At 46.2% G+C, this 25,803-nt stretch carries 16 protein-coding genes; 4 read left to right on the top strand and 12 right to left on the bottom strand.

Annotated elements, in window-relative coordinates; genetic code table 11:
* Positions 1–77: 77 nt before the first annotated feature.
* From ASD24_RS06985 to uvrB, 8 genes are all read right to left on the bottom strand, one after another.
* Positions 78–3,545, bottom strand: coding sequence for a DEAD/DEAH box helicase (locus ASD24_RS06985; protein WP_082560316.1), 3,468 nt, complete (start codon positions 3,543–3,545; stop codon positions 78–80).
* Positions 3,546–3,665: 120 nt separating this feature from the next.
* Entirely contained in the window at positions 3,666–6,179 is a 2,514-nt protein-coding gene (locus tag ASD24_RS06990) for a U32 family peptidase (RefSeq protein ID WP_056693597.1), read from the bottom strand.
* A gap of 491 nt (positions 6,180–6,670) precedes the next feature.
* Positions 6,671–8,593 (bottom strand): stalk domain-containing protein, encoded by a 1,923-nt coding sequence (locus ASD24_RS06995; protein WP_235540441.1) that lies wholly within the window; start codon positions 8,591–8,593, stop codon positions 6,671–6,673.
* A gap of 18 nt (positions 8,594–8,611) precedes the next feature.
* Entirely contained in the window at positions 8,612–9,787 is a 1,176-nt protein-coding gene (locus ASD24_RS07000; RefSeq protein ID WP_156395362.1) for a S1C family serine protease, read from the bottom strand.
* A 314-nt stretch (positions 9,788–10,101) separates the two neighbouring features.
* Positions 10,102–10,311, bottom strand: coding sequence for a hypothetical protein (locus tag ASD24_RS07005; protein ID WP_056693600.1), 210 nt, complete (start codon positions 10,309–10,311; stop codon positions 10,102–10,104).
* A 442-nt stretch (positions 10,312–10,753) separates the two neighbouring features.
* Positions 10,754–13,612: an excinuclease ABC subunit UvrA gene (gene uvrA / locus ASD24_RS07010; RefSeq protein WP_056693602.1), complete on the bottom strand. Its 2,859-nt coding sequence runs from the start codon at positions 13,610–13,612 to the stop codon at positions 10,754–10,756.
* Between the two features lie 249 nt (positions 13,613–13,861).
* Positions 13,862–14,092, bottom strand: a complete 231-nt coding sequence (locus ASD24_RS30935; RefSeq protein WP_156395363.1) for a hypothetical protein — start codon at positions 14,090–14,092, stop codon at positions 13,862–13,864.
* Positions 14,093–14,255: 163 nt separating this feature from the next.
* Entirely contained in the window at positions 14,256–16,247 is a 1,992-nt protein-coding gene (gene uvrB, locus ASD24_RS07020) for an excinuclease ABC subunit UvrB (RefSeq protein WP_056693608.1), read from the bottom strand.
* Between the two features lie 352 nt (positions 16,248–16,599).
* Here uvrB and ASD24_RS07025 point away from each other — a divergent pair, with 352 nt between their 5' ends.
* Positions 16,600–17,397 (top strand): flagellar motor protein, encoded by a 798-nt coding sequence (locus tag ASD24_RS07025; protein WP_056693610.1) that lies wholly within the window; start codon positions 16,600–16,602, stop codon positions 17,395–17,397.
* Positions 17,381–18,199 carry a flagellar motor protein MotB gene (locus ASD24_RS07030; RefSeq protein ID WP_056693614.1) on the top strand — a complete coding sequence of 273 codons (819 nt, stop codon included), beginning with the start codon at positions 17,381–17,383 and terminating at the stop codon, positions 18,197–18,199. Before ASD24_RS07025 ends, ASD24_RS07030 begins: the two co-directional genes overlap by 17 nt.
* Before the next feature lie 161 nt (positions 18,200–18,360).
* On the opposite strand, the gene ASD24_RS07035 is transcribed toward ASD24_RS07030, so the two are convergent.
* The 4 genes from ASD24_RS07035 to ASD24_RS07050 form a co-directional block, all read right to left on the bottom strand.
* Positions 18,361–20,058, bottom strand: a complete 1,698-nt coding sequence (locus ASD24_RS07035; protein ID WP_056693617.1) for a molecular chaperone HscC — start codon at positions 20,056–20,058, stop codon at positions 18,361–18,363.
* A 158-nt stretch (positions 20,059–20,216) separates the two neighbouring features.
* A complete protein-coding gene (locus ASD24_RS07040) occupies positions 20,217–21,395 on the bottom strand; it encodes an ABC transporter permease (RefSeq protein ID WP_056693619.1) in 1,179 nt (392 codons plus the stop codon).
* Positions 21,388–22,578, bottom strand: a complete 1,191-nt coding sequence (locus ASD24_RS07045) for an ABC transporter permease (protein WP_056693623.1) — start codon at positions 22,576–22,578, stop codon at positions 21,388–21,390. The genes ASD24_RS07040 and ASD24_RS07045 overlap by 8 nt, the downstream gene beginning before the upstream one ends.
* A gap of 12 nt (positions 22,579–22,590) precedes the next feature.
* Entirely contained in the window at positions 22,591–23,526 is a 936-nt protein-coding gene (locus ASD24_RS07050; protein ID WP_056693626.1) for an ABC transporter ATP-binding protein, read from the bottom strand.
* 248 nt (positions 23,527–23,774) lie between these two features.
* On the opposite strand from ASD24_RS07050, the gene ASD24_RS07055 reads away from it, so the two are divergent.
* Together ASD24_RS07055 and ASD24_RS07060 are read left to right on the top strand one after the other, a co-directional pair.
* On the top strand, positions 23,775–25,073 hold the full coding sequence (locus tag ASD24_RS07055) for a sensor histidine kinase (RefSeq protein WP_056693629.1): 1,299 nt from the start codon (positions 23,775–23,777) through the stop codon (positions 25,071–25,073).
* Between the two features lie 19 nt (positions 25,074–25,092).
* Positions 25,093–25,794, top strand: a complete 702-nt coding sequence (locus ASD24_RS07060; RefSeq protein ID WP_082560318.1) for a response regulator — start codon at positions 25,093–25,095, stop codon at positions 25,792–25,794.
* Positions 25,795–25,803 lie beyond the last annotated feature (9 nt).

Here is a 25,803-nt window from a genome sequence, read left to right on the forward strand (position 1 = left end):
CCCTCTGATCGAGAAATTTTGAACATTATAATATAAACGGATGAAAATAATGGACATATCTACGTAATTGGAATCCATTATACCATCAAAAGTTCACGAATATCCTGTTCCGATAATGTGGTCGATCCACCATCTCCCGGCTCGATCACTTCTGCAATAAGGTCTTTCTTACGCTGCTGTAACTCTAAAATCTTTTCCTCGATGGTACCCTCCGTAATCAGACGAATAACTTGTACCACTTGCTTCTGTCCCATCCGATGAGCACGACCAATTGCCTGCTCTTCCACCGCAGGGTTCCACCATAGATCGTACAAAATAACGGTATCCGCTCCGGTTAAGTTCAATCCTGTGCCGCCTGCTTTTAAGGAGATAAGGAATAGTTCACCTTCTCCTTCATTGAATCTACGACACATCTCTACACGACTGGCAGCAGGTGTCTGTCCATCGAGATAGAACAAATCCCGTCCCTGTGCCGTCAATGTCTGCCGAATCAAGTTCAACATACTCGCAAACTGAGAGAAAATGAGGATGCGTTTGCCAGCAGCAAGGCAGTCTTCCACGGTCTCCAGCAACTGTTCCATTTTGCCCGAATCCCCTAGGTAACCTTCTACAAAGAGCGCCGGATGGCAGCATAACTGTCTTAATCGAGTAATACCTGCCAATATCTTGATACGGTTCTTATTGAACCCGCCATCTTCCATATCTTTTGACGTTTCATCCTGAAGCTGAGCAAGATAAGCCGCATAGAGTTTCTTCTGTTCAGCCGTCAGCTCGGAACGCTGTACCGTTTCAATTCTGTCTGGTAGCTCCTCAAGTACGTCTTTCTTCAAGCGGCGGAGAATGAACGGACGTACCATCCGCGCAATCCGTTCTGGGGGTAGATCACGGAATCGCCGATAGTTCGGAAACAAACCGGGGAAGACCGCTTCAAAGATCGACCACAGCTCATCCAGTGAATTTTCCACTGGCGTGCCTGTAAGAGCAAAGCGGCGCGGAGCTTGAATTTGCTTGACTGCTTGAGCTGTTTGAGACGAAGAATTCTTAACCGCCTGCGCTTCATCCAGAATAAGCGTATGGAAACTTCTGCCCAAGTACATGTCTAAATCCCGTCTCAGTAATGGGTAGGACGTCACAATAACGTCTGCCTGATTCATATCCGCAAGCATCGAAGCTCGCTCTTCTCGGTGTCCTGCTGCAATTAACACACGCAATTGTGGAGCAAATCTTGCAAATTCATTCGCCCAGTTATAGGTTAACGAAGCTGGGGTGACAACAAGCACTGGGGGATGCGTAGCCCTCGTTCGGATAGTTAGTCCGTCTTGCTGTGTGGTAGTCCATATGCCATCCGTAGTTGCCCCCATATCATCTATAGGGAGACCCGTTACCCGGTCATCACTGTACTCAGGCTTCTCCTGAAGTGATGCTGTGATGTAAGCAATACTTTGTAGCGTTTTGCCAAGCCCCATATCATCTGCTAAAATGCCCCCGAACCGATAAAATGCAAGCGTACGAAGCCACTGGTACCCGCTAACCTGATAATCACGCAGCACAGGCGCTAGGTCGGAAGGTAACTCAAAATCCATTCCATCTGGATCGCGTAGATGATCCAAGAAACGTCGTAACGAGCCGCCCCATTTTACATGGTTGGACACTTCGTCACGCCCTGGTAGTTGGAGTGCCCGAACCGCAGGCAATGTTAGTTGGCTACTCTTCATGTCAGCTGCCTCTAAACCAAGCGAGTTTGCGAGACGTGCAAAGCTCTCTGCACCTTCATTTTCAAGTGAGACAAACACGCCACTGCGTAAGCGGAAATAAGGTTTCTTTTCCACAATACTACGCATAATCTCTCGCAGCTCCAGCTCATCAATGCCTTCCATTTCAAACGAAATTTCTAGCCAATCCAGTCCTTTTCCTAAATCTGCTCTAACTTTGGGAGGTGTAGGATAGGATTGCATCATCGCTTTCACCGCGTGTGGCATATAAATATCTACTATACCTTCGAGTTCGGGAAGCAAATGATACATAACATCATAGATCGCATCTTCCCGTTCACTCGTCCACACACTTCCATCCCGTTCTAGAAAAGAGTGATCCAAGCGATCAATCAGATTTCGTTCCGCATGGCGATCACGCACGAGAATGATCTTCTTCTCATCCTCATCGATCAGATATTCAGCAAGTGGATTAATAACCATGACACTATAATCAAATTCCAGACGTGCTGTAATCCGCTCTCGATAAAAGTCGATATATAGCTTCGGCGCAAGTTTCGGCTCCGCAATCTGCTCACGCACCTGTGAATCAATAGATAGATGCCCAAGAAGGCGAAGCTCAGGCACGACATGCTGTACGAACTCATCCACCTGCTGAGCTGAGATGTCGATGCTTTCTTTAATGCCATACGAGGTAAGAGCCTTGCTTAGATCCTCTAAGCCCCGCATCTGCATTGCATTTAATATATGCAACTGTCCTTCGACGACAGCAGCATCATACGCAGGAAGCAGAATAAGTTCACGTAGTCCAGAAACTTCAAGCTGATACCCTTCATTCGAACCTTGCGCAATACGATAGTACAGAGGCAATGCACCTTCGCCTAACGTCAGAGGTCCATTAATAAAACCCGTACCTTCCATTCGGCTATCCGCCTGAAGCAACAATTCGAGCAGCGACTTCCAGACGAATGGTGCAATGAGAATATCCCTTCCATCCGAAGCACCCAGGTATCCAGAGATGGATTGTCGATAAGCTTCCTCACTCTGTCTCATCCGGATTAACATCGATAGAATAGCCTGATCCTGAGCATTAAAATAATGCATGGATGGGTCGTAGAGGAATAACTTCGTAAACGACATTGGTTCGCCCTTCTCAATACAGTTCAGGAATTGCTTTACCTTCTGAACAACGTACAGGCGCTTGCCTCCAACTTTCAGTTCAAGAGCCAGTTTGGCTCCACCTTGATGAACTTGTACCAGTTTACATATAAACTGCACATGTAACTCTTCCCGCAGTGAAGACCGTGTGACAGGTGCTGTGTGACGCGGTCTATGATCATCTACGTAATGGCGTTCCTTAGCAAACATAGACAAAATCTGATCCGCTGTCCGATAGGATGGTTTATCTGCCGACTTGCCCCATCCTGGAGCTGAGCTTGACCGGCTTGCCTGAGCGAAATGAACTGGAGCAGGACGTTCCCACTCCGTTTCTTCTACGAATGTACCCACTACGGAAGGGAGATTGCTTCTAGTCTCACGCTCTTGCTGCTCCCCCCACTCATGAATTGCCAGCAGTATAGCAGCAACATGTTTGCATTGATCATAATAGCTCGTGTCGTTGGGACAGTTGCAGTCAGCTACAATGTCCCCCATCTCATCAAGGTCAACGGTAACTTTATAACGCTGCGTGCCGCGGACTAACGCTTCATAATGCCTTTTATCCTCGCTGGCAGTGAGGCCCGTGACCCTTCCCGATTCATTGTACGCTTCCCCTTGTTTGAATGCCGTGACTCCGCACAGCAACTTAATATCCATGATTGTGAATGGCGCCACGGATCTTTCGCCTCCTTATTCATGCTGAATAATGGACATCAACTATCCCGTCACGATTATTCCGATTTTATAGAAAAAAACCCCAAGAGCTCCGTAAGGCAGAGATTGGGGTTTGTGAGCTTATTTCACCAATTGACCACGCGTTACGCCGAGTTGGTTCGTTGCTTTTAGCGTTTTCCAAACTTGCGTACCGCTGATCTCACCGCGCAATGCACGGTTGTACAGATCAATAACTTCACGTACTTGTTCAGGTGTTTCCTCTAGGAACTCTACACGGTAACGGGATACGCCCAGATCCATGAAGTTGGCTAGATATTCAGCACCAGATTGCTCTACTGCGTTATAAACGGTATTACGGCAACCTTCATCCACGCGTACGGGGTGAGACATACCGATCCGATCCTGCAGAGATGCGCGGGAATCTTCACATGGACGTCCACAGTTCGTATAGTCCGTGCCTTCACTCATAAACGTACAATACACGCAGTGTTCTGTATGGAACATCGGCAAATGTTGGTGGATAACCACTTCCATCTTGTCTGTCCGTGAGCGACCCAGCAGGTCAACCATTTGCTGAATGTTCAGGTCATATGAAGGAGTAACCGCGTCACAACCTGCTTCCAGGAACAATTCAACAGCCTTGTGATTCGCAATGTTCAATGAGAAATCACCGATCAATTCTGGGTGCTGCGCATCTGGATTCTCCATCCGATGACGGAGATAGAAATATAGTGCACCCGTGTTACGTACCAGCACTGCATCCGGCTTCAGACGTAAGATGTTGTTGTGGTATCCGTTCTCGCCAGGCATATGAATACGTGGAGTTACCAGCGCAATTTTGCGTCCTGCCGTCCGAACTGCCTCTACAGCTGCCGGGAACTGTTTGATGAACTCGAAATCAGCGTAAATCATCTCAATCCCCGCTTCCAGTGCTGCCTCTACTTGCGGCAGACTACGGCAGAGCGCAGTCAGTTCTGCTTGACCACGAGCAACTGGCGATGCTGGCTTAACCGTATCGCCATATACGTCTACCGCACGTTTCACATAGACGGGCGGCTTAGGACGCTCACCTGCGAGCTGTTCAACCGCCTGACGGCGAATATTGTTCAACTCGCGCATTGGGATGATGATGTCACCGTGCAGGTTGACATCCAACTGCTCCAATTGGAACACTGTGCCACCCAAACGTCCAAACTGCTCTTCGAGCAACTCGTAAGTCATTGGACGTTTCTGTGCAATATCCAGTTCCATCTCAGAATCAACACGGACTGTTGTGCCCTTCTGCACATCTGTCCACCACGTACTAAGCGGCTGCCCAGGGCTGCCGATCACTTTGACGTTTACCGGGAACACACAGTATGGCTTCTCCGTTTCAAATGACTGACGCAGACGTTTATCCAGCGCAGGGTCATTCGTTTTCCATACTTTGTCGCCAACCTTCACACGACGCAAGTCCACATCACTACGGCCTGGCACGATATCCACAATCCAGCCCTCTCCAGCTTCGCCTTCGAGTTTCACGCCTTTACGACGCACATCGTATACACGTCCGCCTTCTTCCTTCTGCGTTGGATCTCCGGCATCAAATACAATTCCGTCTCCACGCTTCACCGGTGCATCCAGCTTTAGAACGACGCCATCGCGCAACACTTGATCAACACGTCCAAGGTAGACGCCACGGCTTTTCGGGAATGTACCGTCTACGAGTTGCTTGTTATTCGTACCATCAAGGAAGCCGTGTGTGAAGCCACGAGAGAAGCTCTGTTGCAGTTCACGAACTTCTTCCTTACTAGGCGGTGTGTTATCTCCTTCAAAATACCGGTCAATCGCTTTACGATATTTACTTACCACGTTCGCCACATATTCTGGCGTTTTGAGACGTCCTTCAATTTTGAAAGAAGTTACACCTGCTTCAATCAGTTCAGGCATCAAGTCAATGGCAGCCAGATCCTTAGGAGACAACAGATAAGCTACATCACCCATCGGTTTATGCTCACCATCAACCATCAGATCGTACGGCAAACGGCAGGCTTGTGCACATTCTCCGCGGTTCGCAGAACGTCCACCCCACATTTCAGAAGTAAGACATTGACCCGAATAGGATACACACAGTGCACCATGGACAAACACTTCCATCGGCAATTTTGCCTGCTCGCCGATCTTCTGAATCTGCTTCAAGTTGTTCTCACGTCCAAGTACGACACGTTCCATATCAAACGGCTTCGTAAATTCCACCGCTTCCGGGGATGTGATCGTCATTTGCGTTGAACCGTGAATCGGGAAGTCCGGCGAGATTTCGCGGATCAATTTGACCAAACCAAGATCCTGTACAATCACTGCATCTACGCCAGCATCCACACAAGCATCGATGAGTTCTTTGGCATCTGCCAACTCATTTTCGAAAATCAATATATTAAAGGTCAAAAAACCTTTTACGCCGTAACTGTGCAAAAACGCCATAATCTCTGGCAGCTCATCCATACGGAAATTGTTTGCGCGAGCGCGTGCATTAAATTTTTCGACTCCGAAGAAAATGGCATCTGCGCCGTTGGCTACCGCCGAACGCATACAATCCCAGTCACCTGCGGGTGCCAGAAGCTCGACATCTTCTCTTCGTATTGTTGCTGTTTTCATGTATATCCTCCCCATAACCGGCTGTATGCCGGGTTTCATGCCTGAACATCCAACCTATCAACTAATAAATCATTTAATCATTCTATCTATACATGCGTGTTCAAAAAGGTCGGTTTTCAGTACCGAGAAAATGGGATGAAGCTAGAAATGGAGTAGCGGAGCGTAGGCAAAACTACGTGAGCAACGGACATTTCGGCTGAATCCCATATTCGACGCTGAGATGCCGTAAGGCATCCTTCGTAATCAAAAGCGGACTTTTTGAACAACTTCTATACATATGTCTGTATTCCCCGATATCCAGGCCTACAGTCATTCTTTCATATCAGATCAGCAGTCATAACTCCTGAACTAGTATAGTGTAACACTTCTGCACCGACTCTTCTACGCTTTCCTGAAAAAACCGTTTACCATTTTCATACGGAAAATAAAAAAACCGAAAGGTCACCTGACCTTCCGGCATGGATATTATATATTATTGTTTCATAACAGACTTATTTTATAAATGTAAATGAGTTCACTGCTTTTTCCAAAATGGCTGCCTGAACTTCCGTTCGATTCGCATCGTTTAGTCCACTCGTGATCGTATAGGTGATTCCATTCTTCTCAAATACAATTTGACGACCGGTATATGGTACAGCCTTCTCCACATCATGATACGTAAAGGAGAATGCAGGCACACCTGCAAATGTGATCTTCTCACTATTCATCAGCTTGAAGTTCTTACGGGTTTGGCTTGCTTGTGTATATCCTTCTCTCAGCTGACTGACCGTCATCTCAAGGGTTTTCTCCTCGTCTGCAGCAATAGAAAACTCTCCGCCTGTGAAGGTGTATGCCACTGGAGATTGTTCAAACTGATCATTATACGGCGTCCAATAGCGCGGAATATCAACACTGTACTGATAACGTTTGGATATCCGTGTACGTTGCTTCGTTTTGTCTATCAAATAGTAATCCTCTTCCAATTGACCAAAGTTATCAGCAACGATATCAAAATCAATATAGATACTCTCAACAATGCGTTCAAACCATGCTCGATCTTGCTTCTGATCTTCCGGGAACGAATATTCAACATAATAACGATAATCGCCCTTCTGCAAAAGTACATTGTACTCTGTCTGCCATCCATCGCCAAAGTTATAACGGAACTCCTGAACCTTAGCTGTCTCACCAGACATATCCATCGTATAGGATCGGATAGGCTCATAGTTATCTAACGTAAATGCCTCACGCATCCACTTGTCCAGTTGTTCGCTCCATTGTTGAACGGTAGCTCCCTTAGGCGTAGATGAAACAACCATTTCCAAGTATGCTCCATCCTTCGCTTGGTAGGACAGCTCGTCATTGTCCATCGACCAATCTGCTGGCACATTCAGCTCAATGCCATAATTGCCATTGTGGATGTAACGCATCCCTTCAACGATTGTAGATAAATCTTTGATGGAATCGTCTGACTGATCATAGGTAGGCTGGAATGAGTTCAGTAATGCTGCATGTTGATCGAGATCCTTATAATAGACCGCATCATAATCTGCAAAATAGATACTATACAGTCGATTATCATGGATGTACTGACGCATCTCCCAGAACATCCCGTCCTTATCATTTACAACCGTTCGTGCATACGGCATGTCAGCTCGGTTAACTGCTTCGCGATCCAGCACGATGTCTTCCGCTTCCTTGGATTCCTGTTCAAGCTGATGTAATAAGTCATCGGCATCCAGTGCAGCATTCTCATCGCTGACATACACCTGAAGATAATAACTTTCGTCCGCAGGGCCAAATGACATCATGCGCTCCTGTTCTTCCGTTTGTAAAATAATCATATCCTCCGGATAGTTGATCGACCAACCATAATAACTATTGCCGATTCTCGTTTTACCCGCATCCATATCGGTGTCGTCCTCGTCCACTTCTGTAGGCATTTCCGTTTGCGTTAAGCGAATGACGATCTCTCCTGAAGATGTTGGAGCAAGTGTTGCTCCGATACCTGCTGCCACTACGCGAAGCGGAACCATAAGTACACCATTCACCATTTTAGGGGGTGTACCCATGTCTTTTTTGACGCCATCCACCCAGGCAATCGGACTACCAATCGTGATCGTTACCGTATGTGCACCTTCCTTGATTTTGACAACATCATTACTCTCCAAACGGATTTCACTGCCAAAAGCCTTCTTAAAAACGCCGACAGGCACCATGGTCACGCCATTGCTCTTGTAAGGCTTCGCAATGGTTTGTTTGCTTCCATTGATGTAAGCGTAAGTGCTCCCTGCTTGAATTCGCATTTCGTTAGTGATGCTATCCTCGGATGCCCATGCTGTCATAGCTAGGGCAAAAGTTAGCACCCCAGCCAACATGCCCGTGCTCAGCACACGTAAAAATGACTTCTTCATTTCGTTCATTCGTCCTCTCAATACGGGCTGCTCCCGTTCTTATTGATCTTCATCCTCTGTTAGAAACGCTTCGATCTCAGCCTCGAAATCTTCTCGATCTCCAAGTACCAACGTGCGTATAACGATGTCACCATCCGATTGCATCATCAGTTTCACTTTTTGCCCTGGTAAATACGCTTTGAGCAGCTCATTGATATCGGCCGCCGAAGATACACGTGTGCCTCCGATACTATATAATAGGTCACCCTCTTGGATTTTGGCCTTTTTCGCTGCTTCGGAGAACACGCCATTTACCGTTAAAGGATCATCCGTAGGCATCCCTACGACAGTAGAATAGCTTTCTTCCAGCAGTAGTCCAAGACTTGCGCGTTTCACCTTACCGTATTTGAAATACTGATCGATAACATATTGCACCGTCTCCACCGGAATTGAGAATCCCGTGTTATCTATGCCGATTTCTGTATATTTCATCGAGTTAATACCGATGACTTCGCCCTTCAAATTGAACAATGGACCACCGCTGTTCCCTGGGTTAATGGCTGCATCGGTCTGGATTAAACGATAGTTCGCTGCCTCAACTTCACGGTTAAGTCCACTAATTACACCAACCGTTGCCGTGTTCCGCAAGGCAAATGTAACTGGTGTCCCAATCGCAATCACCGTCTCTCCGACAGAGGTTTTTGGCGCTTTGGCGAATGTTGCGGGTTTGAGCGATTTGGCATTAATTTTAATGAGCGCAATATCACTGATTGGATCACTATATGTTTTGGTAATGTGGTATGTATTGCCGTCAGACGTCACAACGAGTGGATTATCTAAACCATCAACGACATGTGCATTCGTTACAATCCATCCATTCGAGCGGATAATCACGCCTGTCCCATGCGCCAGATCATATTCATCCGCGGATGCATCGCCATGTTCGTCACTTGCTTTACCAATAATGCTCACAACGGATGGAGACACCCTTTCAATGATTTTTGGGATCATCTCATTTCCTTTATAAAGGTAGGTGCCTGTCTTAGCATCATATTGCCCGCTCCCCCCCAGAGCCTTAACCAAGTCCGCAGAACTGACATACACTTGTCCATCAACCACTTTGGCTTTCATGCCAGCCCCTGCCGTAGACTCCGCTGCTCCTACCGTTGTTGCCAAGCTGATGGAAAGCACCATCGCCATCATCATCGCTATACTTTTTCTCCCTAACCCGTTCATTCTCTCGCTCATCCCTTTCGGTCTATCCTCTGTTATTCGGTTATGTAGCTGGAAACTCGTTCAATCCTTAATGATCTACTTATCTACTCTTCTAATCTCTTATCTCTTCTCTCTATCTTGTTCTGCCAGTATCCTCCAATCTATCACACAAATTATGGTTATACAATTGTTCTGTGTCCTATTTATCATAGAAAGTTCATCCCGCTAAGATGATCACGATTCAATAAAAAAAACACCTTCCACAATTAGCTCTGGAAAGTGCTTCGTCTGTATTCTCATTTGCTATACACCAACTACGTTAATCCGTAACTTAACTAATTGAACCATCCGGTAATCATGGCATAGTCCGTCATCAAGAAGACAAGCAAACTGACCACTGCAAATCCGATCGCAAACAAATTCTTCTTAGGTGCCCGAATCAATCGGACAACACCTATAAAGATAATAATCGTAAACAACAGGACAAAGATATCAAATGCATTAAAATTCGATGTACTCGCTGTGGCAGCTTCTGCAAGCAACATGGATAGACAGACCTCCTCACCATAATTAAACGCACGTTTTGGCAACGTCCCATTAAACAACATTCAATCCCTTACCTGAAACGCTTCAATACACTTGTGAATCCATACAAAAAAAGCTAACCCCTGCCCAATATCTAACTCTATGTTAGCCGTAGCCTGCTTGTAATGCAAGCCCTATCATCCATAAAAATGAAAAAAATCCAATTCATCCTGGTATGTCTATAATGCTTGTCACATCACATATGTAAACACTTTCATTTAATAATCCAAATTATACTTCCCCTCTACATCTCGTGCAGATGTTTAGAGCATGTTTCATAGATCCGTTTAGTTGACATACAAAAAAACCTCCCCATTGAACAAGTGAAGCATCGCTGTATAAGCAATGCCTCACTGTCGTTCACTTGAGAAGGGCCTAACCGTTCGAATCTATTGTATCTCGTTATTCCGTTAACTGAAGCATCTTGCTTCGCTCTGTATCACGCACCAAGACAGGTTTCAGGTACTTCCCGGTGTAAGATGCATCTACTTGTATAATATCCTCTGGTGTTCCGGTTGCCACAATTGTTCCGCCGCCACTGCCGCCTTCTGGCCCCAGATCAACAATATAGTCGGCTGTTTTGATTACATCCAGATTGTGCTCGATCACCAGTACGGTCTCACCGGAATCAACCAAACGGTGCAATACGTTTAGCAACCGATCAATATCATCGACATGGAGTCCTGTCGTTGGCTCGTCCAGAATATAAATGGTCTTGCCTGTACTGCGACGGTACAACTCAGAGGCAAGCTTCACACGCTGAGCTTCACCACCAGACAGGGTTGTTGCCGGTTGTCCTAAATTGATATAACCCAAACCTACATCAAGCAGTGTCTGCATTTTGCGATGGATTTTCGGAATGTTCTCGAAGAATTGTGTTGCATCCTCAACTGTCATTTCGAGTACATCAGCGATGTTTTTGGATTTGTACTTCACTTCGAGCGTCTCACGGTTATATCGTTTGCCTTTGCAGACTTCACAAGGAACGTATACATCCGGCAAGAAGTGCATCTCAATCTTGATAATTCCATCACCACGGCAAGCTTCACAGCGCCCACCTTTAATGTTGAAACTGAAGCGACCTTTTTTGTAACCACGCATCTTGGCTTCGTTCGTCTGTGCAAACAAGTCCCGAATGTCATCAAACACTCCGGTATACGTAGCCGCATTGGAGCGCGGTGTACGACCGATTGGCGACTGGTCAATATCGATGACTTTATCGATATGCTCCAGACCTCGGATCTCTTTATGTTGCCCAGGACGCACGCGAGCACGATTCAGATCACGCGCCAATGTTTTGTACAAAATTTCATTAATTAGGGTGGATTTCCCTGATCCAGATACACCCGTAACGGCGGTGAACACACCAACTGGAATTTTCACATTCAGGTTCTTCAGGTTATTCTCTTTGGCTCCGCGTACTTCCAACCAACGATCACCTACGCTGCGGCGTTCAGCACGTATCGGAATAAACTTCCGTCCACTCAGGTATTGACCCGTTAACGAGTTCTCGTCGTTCATGATCTCTTCTGGTGTACCCTGCGACATTACGGTACCTCCGTGGATACCCGCGCCAGGACCAATATCAATAATATAGTCGGCTGCCATCATCGTATCTTCATCATGCTCAACTACGATTAACGTATTCCCGATGTCTCTCATGTGAGCCAGCGTACTAATCAAACGATCATTATCCCGTTGATGCAGACCGATACTTGGCTCATCTAGGATATAGAGCACACCCATCAGACTAGAACCAATCTGTGTCGCCAATCTGATCCGCTGTGCTTCACCACCAGATAACGTTCCAGCCGCACGGCTCAGAGTCAGGTAATCCAAGCCCACATTGACCAGGAAGCCCAGACGACTGTTAATTTCTTTGAGGATCAGGTTTGCAATGGTACGTTCCTTCTCACTGAGCTGCAATGTTTCAAAGAATTTACCTGCTTCTCCTATAGAAAGGCTCGTTACATATGCCATGTTGTGGTCGTTAATTGTGACCGCAAGACTTTCACGTTTCAAACGATGTCCTTTACATGTACCACAAGGCTTCGCACTCATATAACCTTCAATGAATTCCCGGATGCCCTCAGATGCTGTTTCACGATAACGCCGCTCCAAATTGTTCACGATACCCTCAAAGGTCACCAGTGCTTCTTTGCGTTGTCCAAAATCGTTCTCATAACGGAAACGGATTTTCTCTGTACCTGTACCTAGCAACAACTTGTTCATCTGATCGGCTGGTAGATCTTCAACAGGCACATCCTGCGGGATGTTGAAGTGTTCACATACTGATTTCAAGAACTGAGGGTAGTACGTTGACGTTCCTCCTGTCCATGCATCAAATGCGCCCTCTTCAATCGTTTTACTCCGGTCAGGCACTAGCAGATCCGGGTCAACGATCATTTTCACACCAAGTCCATCACATTCAGGGCAAGCTCCAAACGGGCTGTTGAAAGAGAACATTCGCGGGGCGAGCTCTTCAATACTGAATCCACACACCGGACATGCAAAATTAGAGCTGAAACGGAGCTCTTCCTCTCCGATGATATCAACGAGCAATTGTCCACCGGACAAGTTCAGTGCCGTTTCAATGGAGTCTGCCAGGCGTGACTGAACATCTTCCTTAATGACAACCCGGTCAACGACAACTTCAATCGTGTGTTTCTTATTTTTCTCCAACTGGATATCTTCAGACAGTTCACGCATCTCGCCATTCACCCGTACACGGACAAATCCTTGTTTGGATATATCGGCAAACACACTCTTATGCTCGCCTTTCCGTCCAGAGATAATCGGTGCCAAGATCTGCAATCGCGTTCTTTCCGGATACTGCATGACACGATCGACCATCTGCTCTACCGTCTGCGATGTAATTTCTACACCGTGATCCGGGCAGTGGGGATGTCCTACACGTGCAAATAAAAGACGTAAATAGTCATAAATCTCGGTTACCGTTCCCACGGTTGAACGCGGATTACGGCTAGTCGTTTTCTGATCAATCGAGATCGCTGGGGAGAGTCCTTCGATGGAGTCCACATCTGGTTTCTCCATTTGTCCTAGAAACTGCCGTGCATAAGCGGATAATGACTCTACATATCGCCGCTGGCCTTCTGCATAGATCGTATCAAAAGCCAGCGAGGACTTGCCTGAGCCGCTTAGACCCGTCAATACAACAAAACGGTCACGCGGAATGGTAATATCAATGTTCTTTAGGTTATGTGCTCGTGCACCTTTGATGACAATATTCTCGCTAGCCAATGTGTATCCACCCTTTCAAAATCAATATCGTGTTTCACACCCTCCCAAACCTCCCTTCCTAGGGAGGGCCCCATAGGGCTCAGCCCTCTGGACACCCGAAACAAGCGGTGCATTGGCGGTGGGTCGGGTCTTGCTATGTGAAGGTATATCATGCGTTCGCGATTCTGCACTAGATTCCAGCCTATTGCCGGAATCTAGTGCAGTCGCTCTACTGCGAGGGGACGCCTCGCGGCTTTGCCTCGCTTGCGTTTAGGTCGCCATTGCCTTTGGCTCGGCTCCCTTTACTACCGAGACGCTCACAGCTTCGCCTTGTTCGCGATAGGTCGCCATTGCCTTCGGCTCGGCTCCCTTTACTACCGAGACGCTCACAGCTTTGCCTTGTTCGCGGTAGGTCGCCATTGCCTTCGGCTCGGCTCCCTCTCTATGATCGGGACGCATGATTTCCTTATGCTTTCCTATAAACCTTTTAACCAAATTCAACTTTTCTACTAGTATAGCCGTGAAGAGAACATTCCAACATGTCTATTATCGGCAATCCATACTATTTTCCTTACTGAACAAGAGAACGGCCCATAGGCCGTTCTCTTGTTGCATATCCATCTTTTCGGACATATCTGTAATTGTTGCGTTATTGTTCAATCGCCTACTCTGCTCGCAGTTCCAACAATGCGTCACGAAGCTCAGCAGCACGCTCAAACTGCAAGTTTTTCGCTGCGTCTTTCATCTCTACTTCTAGGCGCTGTATAAGCGACTGACGTTCCTTCTTGGACATCTTCTCTGCAGCACCAGTAAGAAATTCGTTCTTCGATTCGGCAACCTTCGTTGCCTCAATCACATCACGTACCTTTTTGCGAATCGTCTGTGGTGTAATGCCATGTTTCTCATTGTAGGCCATCTGGATTTCACGACGACGTTCCGTCTCCTTGATCGCCTTATCCATCGAATCCGTCACTTTATCACCATAGAGAATAACTCGACCATCACTGTTCCGCGCTGCGCGTCCAATGGTTTGAATCAGTGAACGCTCTGAACGAAGGAATCCTTCTTTATCCGCATCCAGAATCGCAACCAACGATACCTCAGGTAGATCCAGACCTTCCCGCAGCAAGTTGATCCCGATTAAGACATGGAACGTACCAAGCCTTAGATCACGCAGAATCGACATCCGCTCTAGTGTCTTAATCTCGGAGTGAAGATATCGCACCTTAATCCCAATCTCTTTCAGATAGTCGGTTAGATCCTCTGACATCTTCTTCGTCAACGTCGTGATTAACACACGTTCGTCTTTGGCAATGCGGTCATTGATCTCTGCAATCAGATTATCGATCTGTCCCTTCGTTGGGCGCAGCTCGATAATTGGATCAAGTAGACCGGTAGGACGAATAATCTGCTGTACCATCGTATCGGTATGCTCAATCTCATATGGCCCTGGCGTAGCCGATACATAGATAATCTGATTCATCTTCTCTTCAAACTCATCGAATTTGAGTGGACGGTTATCAAGCGCAGATGGCAGTCGGAATCCGTGTTCAACCAGAACCGTTTTCCTCGCTTGGTCACCGTTATACATTGCGCGAATCTGTGGCAACGTTACGTGAGACTCATCCACCACGATCAGCATGTCATCTGGAAAATAATCCATCAGTGTATATGGTGTATCTCCACGTTCACGGAAGGTCAATGGTCCGGAATAGTTCTCGATTCCTGAACAGAAGCCAACTTCCTTCATCATTTCAATATCATAACGTGTACGTTGTTCCAGTCGCTGTGCTTCCAACAACTTTCCTTGTTCACGGAGCACTTCAAGACGTTCTTCAAGCTCACGTTCGATGTTGACCAAAGCGACCCGCATCGTCTCTTCTTGGGTTACGAAGTGAGATGCTGGGAAGATCGCAATATGTTCACGTTCTCCTACTAGTTCTCCGGTCAATACATCAATCTCGGTAATCTTCTCAATCTCATCCCCAAACAACTCGACCCGAATCGCATGTTCACCCTTGGAGGCTGGGAAGATCTCAATGACATCACCACGTACTCGGAACGTACCCCTTACAAAGTTGATATCATTTCGCTGATACTGTATTTCTACCAAACGGGACAAAATCTGATTCCGTGGCTTCTCCATACCTACCCGCAGTGACAATAACATGCTGGAGTATGCAGACGGCGAACCCAAACCATAAATGCAGGAAACGCTGGCTACAATGATGACATCTCTACGTTCAAATAATGAACTCGTCGCTGCGTGACGCAGTTTGTCAATCTCTTCATTGATGCTGGAATCCTTCTCGATATACGTATCCGAGGACGGAATATACGCCTCCGGCTGGAAGTAGTCATAATAGCTGACGAAGTACTCAACCATATTATTAGGAAAGAAATCTTTAAATTCACTCGCAAGCTGAGCTGCCAACGTTTTATTGTGGGCAATAATCAGCGTTGGACGTTGAAGCTTTGCAATGGTCTGTGCAATGGTAAATGTCTTACCTGTACCGGTTGCACCCAGTAGTGTCTGATACCTCTTTCCTTCCCGAACACCCTGAACCAATTGTTCAATGGCTACAGGCTGGTCACCTTGGGGAGAAAACTCAGACTCGATTTCGAACGTTTTGTCGCTCATTACAATATCGCTCATTGCCGTATCTCACCCTATCGTCTAAAATAATAGTCACTGTAGAGGTTGTTCAAAAAGTCTGCTTTTGATTACGATCGATGCCTAGCGGCATCATCAGCTTCGAATATGGAATTCAGCCGAAATGTCCGTTGCTCACGTAGTTTTCCTACGCTCCGCTACTCCATTTCTAGCTTCATCCCATCTTCTTGGTACTGAAAACCGACCTTTTTGAACACACACTTATATATTGTCGAAGTTCCCCGAATTTTCATATGGGAAAACTTATAGGCATAGGAATATTTGTTCCCGTTAGATTATACCTCGTTCGTTCAAGTGATGCAAACGTGAAGTGAAGACAGGAGTGGGTTAATTTATGGATATTGCGACACTTATCGGCATCATTGCCGGGATTGCCGCAGTCATCGGCGGTTTTTTGTGGGAAGGCGGCCAAGTTTCTGGGTTGTTACAAAAAACAGCTGCATTAATTGTATTTGGTGGAACAATCGCTGCGGTCGTTGCCAGCTTCCCTGCAAACCGGTTACGTACAATTCCGGCTGCACTGCGCATGGCCTTTGGACGCAAAAACAACGAATCAAGCCAGTGGGTCGAAGAACTGGTGGACATGTCAACCATCGCCCGCCGCTCAGGCGTGCTCGCATTAGAACGTAGAGTAACGGATCACCCTCATCCTTTTTTAAGAGACGGCATTCAAATGGTTGTGGACGGTACCGATCAAGATGTCATTCGGCAGATCATGGAGATGGAGATTGATTCTGTTGAACAAAAACATGATGGGTATGCCAAAATTTTTGAAGCTGCTGGTGGTTATGCACCGACCATGGGGATCATAGGTACCGTAATGGGTCTAATTCAAGTACTAGGAAGTCTAACTGATCCGACAGGACTTGGCCCTGCCATCGCTGTTGCCTTCACAGCTACTTTATATGGTGTAGCTAGTGCCAATCTAATCTTTTTACCCATCGCTTCCAAGATTAAATCCCGCGGTGCGGAAGACATACAACTCATGGAAATGATACTTGAAGGTGTACTTGCGATCCAAAATGGGGAGAATCCTCAACTTGTCCGCAAACGCCTGGAATCATTTACATTAACACATCGCCAGATCACTCAACCTGTACTAAAGGAGGGATTTGATGAGTCGGCGCAGTAAACGGCGCGCTAAACGTGAGCCTGGTGAACATCGGGATCGTTGGATGATTACTTATGCTGATCTCATCACCCTTCTGCTGATCTTCTTTGTCATTATGTACGCGATGAGTAATCCGGATTCCGGTAAATATAACGTTGTGACACAATCGCTGCAAAATACGTTTAATCAATCGAACTCCATACTTGAAGGTGGTAGTGGCATTGTAGGCGAAACAATTACGAAACCTACTCCACCCGACAATGAAGAACAGAATCCTACAGATTCAGATACGGAACCGGATGCTACCGATGATGATAACCAGCCGCTCACTGAGAGGGAGAAGCAATTCAGATCACAGGAAGAAGAACTGCAAAATCTATTTAATACGATTACACAATATATCGAGGACAACAGTCTCAATGATCAGATCTTTGTGGCAGACAAACCGCAAGGCATCTCCATTACGCTAAGCGATCGTTTTCTGTTTGATCAAGGACAGGCCGCACTGAAAGATAATGCTGCACCTATACTTAGCAAACTTGCAAGTCTATTCCGTAACCTGAACACTGTTGTTAGCATCGAAGGTCATACTGATAACGTGCCTATTGGAGCCAACTCTTCCTATAAAGATAACTGGCAGCTATCCGGCGAACGCGCATTATCCATCCTCCGATTTTTCCTAGACCAAGAAAAGCTGGATCCCGACGGCTTCCAATATGCTGGATATGCAGACACACGACCTACTGGAGATAACTCCACCGAGGCTGGCCGTCAGAAGAATCGCCGCGTAGAAATTACGGTGCTACGACAATTACAACCGTAACTCTCTTCATTGCACTATTCATTCCTTAAATACGACGATTATTCGTAGAAAAACATTAAATAAGGCACGTTCAAGTTGAAATCATTCAAACTGGACGTGCCTTATTCGTATGGATTAAGATTCAATCAACCTTATATTGGCTATTTCATTTAACTTCCGTATCACTCTCGAACACGTTCGATTTGATCCAAAACTTCCTTGAGTTTCTGCGCTTCTTTCTTAATTTCACGATCATCCTGACGCTTAAGTGTCTCTTCGAACCACAGCATGACCTCGGCAATCATCAATCGCTGTTCAGCTAACGATTCTTCATACATGCGCTCACCGCGAGCTAACAACAGACGGTTCTCCATCCGATCACGTGGGTGAATTTTGATTGCTTCCAATGCTTTGAAACGCTCGGCAATTTCCTCTTGGGACAGATCATTGTCCTTACCTTGGATGATGGCAACCTTTTTCTCCCCAGTCTCAACGGAGGAGACCTCCACTTCTAGAATTCCGTTGATGTCATATGTAAAACGAATGTCTATTGCTTGTTCCCCCGCTGGAGCTGGTGGCACGTTTATGGGTAGCTCGCCTAACTTTACATTATTTTTAGCTAGCCGGCTCTCCCCTTGATAAATGTCAACGTTGATGGATGTCTGATTATGATGCAGCGTATAATAACGTTCCATTTTGCTTACAGGGATAACCGTGTTACGTTCTATGATCGGCGAGAACATCCCAGATTCAAACTGTCCATTGTCCATTCGTACAGAAACGGAAACTCCCAACGTATAGGGACATACATCTGTTAAAATAACTTCCTCCAGGTCTTGATGTCGTTCCTTCATCGCAGCCTGAATACCGACACCCAGCGCTACAGCTTCATCTGGATGTAAATGGTTAGCGGGCAGTCTGCCGAACAGTTTGCCTGTAAACGAATAGATCAGCGGCATACGCGTTGCTCCCCCAACAAGGATCACAGCATCCAGTTCACTCAGTTTAACGGATGCATCACGTAATGCACGTTCGACAGGTTTCTGTAAACGGGCTAACAGTGGCTTGGCTGCCAGATCAAAACGCGCACGATCCACGAACAGCTCCTTCAATCCCTCTTCAAGGGTTAGCATCATCTTGCCTTCACGAACATGACTCAAGTCCTGTTTGCAACGTTCCGCTTGCTTCCAGAGCGCTGATTGTTCTTTTGCAGATAAGCGATCTTGCTCTATTTGGTGGTTTTCAGTAAACAAGTCTGCGAGCAAACGTGTAAAATCTTCACCCCCAAGAAAGTTATCTCCAGCGACAGATTTCACTTCCATGATCTGATCAAATAATTCCAGTACGGATACATCAAACGTACCGCCTCCTAGATCAAATACCAGAAACTTGGTTTCAGGTTCATGTTGATGCAAACCATAAGCAATAGCTGCGGCGGTTGGTTCGCTAAGCAAACGTTCCACTTGTAGCCCCGCTAATTGACCTGCACGCTTCGTCGCCTTACGCTGTGCATCGTTGAAGTAAGCCGGTACACTAATCACAGCCTCAGTTACCGTCTCCCCAAGATACGCCTCCGCATCTGCCTTGAGTGATTTCAAGATGAACGCAGATAGTTCTTCCGGCAAAAATTGATATGTACCCAGTTCAAACGTCCGTCCGGTACCCATGTATCTTTTGAATACAGAAGCAGTTCTCTCCGGATGTGTAATCAAACGCTCTCTAGCAATCTCACCTACTACAATCTCCTCATTCTCATCCACACTTACCACCGAAGGTGTCAAACGATTGCCAAGCGCATTCGGGATAATCTGAGGCTCCCCATGAACCCAGCAAGATACTAAACTATTCGTTGTTCCTAGATCAATACCTATGATTGTCATGATGCTTGTACCTTCTTTCTTCTCAACTTCTACTTGTGACTCTATCGAACAATCTATCATAATCGATAGCTAGAGCATAGGCATAACTTCATTCGTCCATGAAAATAAAAAAACCGAATGCTCACTTACACATCCGGTTTCTACGACACTTAATGTTATTATGCATCCATACCGCGCTCGCTAGGGCGCAAGATGACTGAACCTACAGCAAGTAAAATAGCTGCCATACCAAACAAAATCAGTAGAGGGAGCTGGATATCAGACAACGAGCCACCAGCGGAGATCGTCTCCACAGCTTGAATCGTCCACTTTTGCGGAACAAAGTTGGCGATCTTCTGCATATATTCAGGCATAATCGAGATCGGCCAGAAGCACCCACCAATCATACAAGTTGGTGTGATAATAAGCGAATTCAACATGTTTGCATTTTTGGACTCACGGATCAACCCAGCAACGGTACTCGCAATTCCCATAGAGACTAACATAAATGCAGCCAGAATGAGGAAATGTACACCAAATGAAATGCCAGCGTCATAGTGCAGCACCCATCGACTAATGCCTAATACTAGAACAATTTGAATGATACCGATGATAAAACTCCCTAGGAAATTGCCGACTGCAATTTCATAAGATCGTACTGGAGCTGTATATACCCGTGCCATCGTTAACTGTCTGCGATCTTCCAGAATAACGGATACAGCGCTTGTCAATAAACCCATCATAAACATGATCGTAAATCCAGTCACATTATTTAGACCCGGCTTCGGATAAATCTGTAGGTCAACAGCTGTGCCTGTAATAGCCGATTTATCTGTTTCCTGTAGTAGTTGTTCCAATTTCTCTTGATTCATCTGTTGATCTGAAGCTATATTCGAAACTGCACCTGTTCCGGCGTGTACAGCTGATGCCAATTGATTCAACCCCACGGTCATCCCGTCTACGGCAGCTCTGAACGTGTAGGATTCTTCACTCACACGCATTTCGATCAGTTCCAATGGAGCTTGCTTCCCTTGCAACAGATTCTCTGTATACTGCGCCGGAATAACAAGACCTGTGCTTCCCTCTTGCCGAGCAATAGCTTCCTTCACCTCTGCTTCTGTGCCCATCGGCTTGAGTAAGTACTCCTCTTTATGACCAAGTTCGCTTATGATCCATTCACCAGCTACACCTTGATCCTCATTGACATACGGAATGATCGATCGATTCGCCTGCTCATTGCCAAATAGAAATACCGTACCCGTCACAACTAAACAAGGCAGTAGCAGAAACGTAATGACCCCTCGTTTACGCCCCAACGTTCGTCTAATCATAAGCCAGGCGATATGTAGACTATTCATAGCGGTACCCTACCTTTCTGTAGATTACACCTGCGATTAGAATCAGAACGGCGCAAACGACACCAAGCATGACGATATTATGCACAATGTCGCTCACAGGAGAATCCAGCATCATTCGCAAGAAGCTCTGTAAGGCCCAGTGATTGACTGTAAATTCGCTTATGCGATGTACTAAGTCAACGGCAATCGGTGTAAAACCACCGCTGATGAACGTCATTGCAATAATAATGGCTTGCATCATCCCACTTGCTGATGTCGCATTTTTGCTAACTAATGCAACGATAATCCCAATCGTCATCGAAGCGATTGTAATCAACACACAGATCAGAATGATCAACCAAGGATGGCTTCCCCAGTTCACTCCGTACAACCAATAGGTCATCACGATAATAATAATGGCTTGCAGGAAGGCAAGCAGGCTGTTCCCGGCGATTTTCCCGGCAAAGATGATACCATTCCCTACTGGAGCCGCCTGAAGCCGGATCAAGGTCTTTTTATCCTTTTCTGAGAACAAGCTATTAATCGTCGTCATGCCAGAGTAGAGCATAAACATAGCCAGCATCGAGGCCGCGTAATATTGAGATGCACTATAAGAATTGCCCACCTTACCCGGACTGCTCGTGGTGATATAGGTACGCTCTGTCAGATCATTATCTGGCACAGATGCCATCGCTGCGATCACTTCTGGGCCAAGCACTTTTGCAATGGCGACCTGTCTGTTCAGCTCATCCGTGAACCTTGTAAATACAGTCTGCCCCACAATATTTAGCGTGTTGTCTTTGCCCAGTATCCACTGTAATTCCGCGGCTTTACCTGCTACAAGCTGCTCTTGTAGGCCATTCGGTAGGATTACAGCAAAATCCAATTCACCCTGCCTGAGAGCACTAACGGCATCTTTTTCTGTAGCCAAATTCCTTACTTTCAACATGTCTGATACCGCTGGCGAGGTCAAGAAGGCCTGCAGAGCCTCATTTACAACGGAAGCTTCCGTTGCTTCTGTAGACTGAATGATACCAACTCGAACAGGTTTAATAACAGCATCTTCACCCGATCCCATCGTTCCCGAAAGAGCTGTACCTAATATAAAAATCAGGACTAATGGGAGTATAAATAGATTCAGTAATACGGTTCGTATTTTCAAAATACGTCTAAGCTCAAAACCACATATATGCCACATATTCATCTGAAATCCTCCTTAGTCTCGAAGCGTACGTCCGGTCAGATTAAGGAACAATGTTTCCAGATCAGGCTCTTCGACTTGAAGGGACTGAATAGCTAAGTCATGTTTGTTACAGATAAAAAGCATATCCTGCATATCCTGCTGCGCCGAAGGCACTGTAATGGTAATGGTATCGTCAGCAACTTCCACATTCTTCACGCGGGGATGAAGTTTCATCTCTTCAATGGCACTAGGATTAATGACCGAGGTAGTAAGTACAATTTTTTCCGTTGATGCTACGCGTTCTCTCAATTCCTTCTCGGTACCACAAGCGATGATATGTCCCTGATCCATAATGGCCACCCGGTGACTGATCGCAGCCACTTCCTCCATGTAATGACTTGTATAGATAATGGTAGATCCCATATTGTTGAGCGTTCGTACTGACTCCAAAATATGATTGCGTGATTGCGGATCTATGCCGACCGTCGGTTCATCCATAATAATGAGATCTGGTCGATGCATAATCGCACATGCAATGTTCAATCTACGTTTCATTCCACCTGAGAAGGTGGAGGGTACTTCTTTGGCTTTGTCCTGCAAACCTACAAACTCAAGTGATTCCTGTACTCTCTCCTTCAGTAACTTGCCGCGTAATCCATACAATCTAGCAAAAAAAGTGACATTATCCGCCGCAGTCATCGTTTCATACAATGCCAGATCCTGTGGTACCAGACCGATCTTGCGCTTCACCTCGAGCGGGCGTTCCTTGACCGAGATGCCATCCAGGCGAATTTCACCTTGATCCATTTTTAGTAACCCAGCGATCATACTGATGGTTGTGCTTTTCCCCGCACCATTCGGACCTAATAATCCAAAAATCTCACCTTTATTCACGCTAAGATTCAGATGATCCACCGACAGCTTGTTACCGTAACGTTTGACGACCTGATCGACTTCAAGTATTGGCATATCCCCACACTCCTTCTCCCGTTCTAGCTTCCTTCATCGGATGTTATAACTGTATTGTAGCGAATTGTTGCCTTGCGCGAAGGTACGAAAAGTCATACATCGAAGGTGACTTAAGTCATCTCCTGATCTAGAAGGTGCGTATGATATAATCAGGGATGGATTACCAGGTAGGTACTTGTTCAAAAAAGTACACAAAAATGTTCTCTTTATTGCTACTCTTATCTCAAAATTAAAGGATGTCACGACATATGCCGATACGAGCACTTCAATACGGTCTTATTCTAGTTCCAGCGCTCTTGTACATCCTCGCACTACCGCAAGAACAAGATGGAATCTATACGCTTCATATTCTTATTGCTATTGGGATCGCTGTGGGGAAAGATTTCACTCGTGCGGATCTATCAAGGGTATTGCTCCTGATCATTGAGATCTTATGGAACTGCTGGCTCATCACTCAATATGGTCCATTTATGCTGTTCCTTTCAATATCCATGCTCTATGTATACATTTATCTACTGGATGGAGTACGGCGGTGGTTGATACTCGGAGCACAACTCATCGCCAGCAATATCGCATTACATGAATATTACACAACGTCTATGGGCTCGTCTCCTCTTCTGTTCTCATTTCAAATGAATGCGGACTCCCCACTCTCTCCAGAAACTACAGGGTGGGTTATCGGCAATCTGCTGTTGGTTACCGTTGCAGTGATCTCCTGGCAAGGCTCAAGGACTGCAAGTAGCCGTGGACAGCTAGAACAGGTATATGACGAGCTTCGCAACAAACACTATGAGCTTCAGGATGCGCGTGCACAGATGGTACAATTCACGAAGCAACTGGAGGATGCCGCTCAGGCCGAAGAACGCACGCGAATTTCACGGCAGCTCCACGATGATATCGGGCACCGTTTGATTCGCACCAAGATGATGTCCGAAGCTGCGCTTCTGACCCTACCGTTGGATTCAGAACAAGGGACGGAAATGGTAAAGCAAATTCGGGATCAACTCGCGGCGAGTATGGATGATATGCGTACAACGCTTCATAAGCTGAAGCCCGAATCCTATCAACCGGATACATATGCGCTGGATCGCTTACTCGAAGAGGTGGGCCGTGAGACGGGTGTGAAGACAAGTTATCGGGAACTAGGGAATTCACACATCCTGTATCCCAGCATACAGATCGTTTTATACAAAAATGCCAAAGAGGCCGTAACCAATGCGCTGCGACATGGGAATGCCAAAAGTATTCGAATCGAACTGCAGTTCCGGGAGAATGAAATTCAATTGACCGTTAGTAATGACGGGCAGATCAATGTAGAACCTATTAGCGGAGTATCCACGGTGTTCACAGATGAAGCCGAAAAGCACAACACGGGTCACAATACGAACCAATCAACACAGGCAACAACGACTGCCGGACTAGGCATGGGACATGAGAGTATGCGTCTGCGCACACAACTGGTTGGCGGTGTATTGGAGATTCAGTCCGCCTATCCCTACACCGTAATCACGCGTCTTCCCCTCCCACGCCAAGCTGATATGATCTGAAAAGGAAGTGATTGTTCCCATGATTAAACCAAAACCAAACGAAAATATTCCAGCACCTCATTCTGAACCAACACAATCCTCGTCCATTCAGCTTATTCTTGTTGACGATGATCCCTTCATTCGCGAAAGTCTCAAAGTACTTATTGGACTCGATCCTTCGATCACAGTGACAGGAACAGCGGGAAACGGGCTTGAGGCACTCGCTTTACTGGATTCAGGCGCAGATGCAGACGTTATCCTTATGGATATTCGCATGCCAGAATGTGACGGGGTAGAAGGTACGAAGGTTATTAAAACGCGTTACCCAGACATTCGTATTTTAATGCTGACAACGTTCGATGATGATGAATATATTATTCAAGCGCTGCAAAACGGGGCAAGTGGTTATCTGCTCAAAAATGTGCCGCCTGATCGGATTATTCAAGGGATTAAGACCGTCCACAACGGGGACATGTTAATTCATCCCGATATTGCACGCAAACTCGCTGGGCTACTTCGCCCCGCACCCACTTCTTCTACACATGATCCACTGGAATCCTCTGGTCTAACACGAATGGAACTGTCCGTGGCACAAGCCATCTCAGAGGGTCTGTCCAACAAAGAAATAGCCGCCAAGCTGTTTCTAAGCGAAGGTACGGTCAAAAACTATGTGACAGATATTCTTGGCAAGCTTAGCCTACGTGATCGAACCCAAATTGCTATCTATATCTTGAAGAAATAAGAGGAATTA

Source organism: Paenibacillus sp. Root52 (genome assembly GCF_001426865.1).
In the GTDB taxonomy this organism is placed as follows: Bacteria; Bacillota; Bacilli; order Paenibacillales; family Paenibacillaceae; genus Paenibacillus.

What these genes read in the sequence shown, in the direction of transcription:
- ASD24_RS06990 (WP_056693597.1), bottom strand. Translation starts at nt 6,179, where the DNA reads ATGAAAACAGCAACAATACGAAGAGAAGATGTCGAGCTTCTGGCACCC.
- ASD24_RS07000 (WP_156395362.1), bottom strand. Translation starts at nt 9,787, where the DNA reads ATGAACGGGTTAGGGAGAAAAAGTATAGCGATGATGATGGCGATGGTG.
- ASD24_RS07005 (WP_056693600.1), bottom strand. Translation starts at nt 10,311, where the DNA reads ATGTTGCTTGCAGAAGCTGCCACAGCGAGTACATCGAATTTTAATGCA.
- uvrB (WP_056693608.1), bottom strand. Translation starts at nt 16,247, where the DNA reads ATGAGCGATATTGTAATGAGCGACAAAACGTTCGAAATCGAGTCTGAG.
- ASD24_RS07025 (WP_056693610.1), top strand. Translation starts at nt 16,600, where the DNA reads ATGGATATTGCGACACTTATCGGCATCATTGCCGGGATTGCCGCAGTC.
- ASD24_RS07030 (WP_056693614.1), top strand. Translation starts at nt 17,381, where the DNA reads ATGAGTCGGCGCAGTAAACGGCGCGCTAAACGTGAGCCTGGTGAACAT.
- ASD24_RS07035 (WP_056693617.1), bottom strand. Translation starts at nt 20,058, where the DNA reads ATGACAATCATAGGTATTGATCTAGGAACAACGAATAGTTTAGTATCT.
- ASD24_RS07040 (WP_056693619.1), bottom strand. Translation starts at nt 21,395, where the DNA reads ATGAATAGTCTACATATCGCCTGGCTTATGATTAGACGAACGTTGGGG.
- ASD24_RS07045 (WP_056693623.1), bottom strand. Translation starts at nt 22,578, where the DNA reads ATGAATATGTGGCATATATGTGGTTTTGAGCTTAGACGTATTTTGAAA.
- ASD24_RS07050 (WP_056693626.1), bottom strand. Translation starts at nt 23,526, where the DNA reads ATGCCAATACTTGAAGTCGATCAGGTCGTCAAACGTTACGGTAACAAG.
- ASD24_RS07055 (WP_056693629.1), top strand. Translation starts at nt 23,775, where the DNA reads ATGCCGATACGAGCACTTCAATACGGTCTTATTCTAGTTCCAGCGCTC.
- ASD24_RS07060 (WP_082560318.1), top strand. Translation starts at nt 25,093, where the DNA reads ATGATTAAACCAAAACCAAACGAAAATATTCCAGCACCTCATTCTGAA.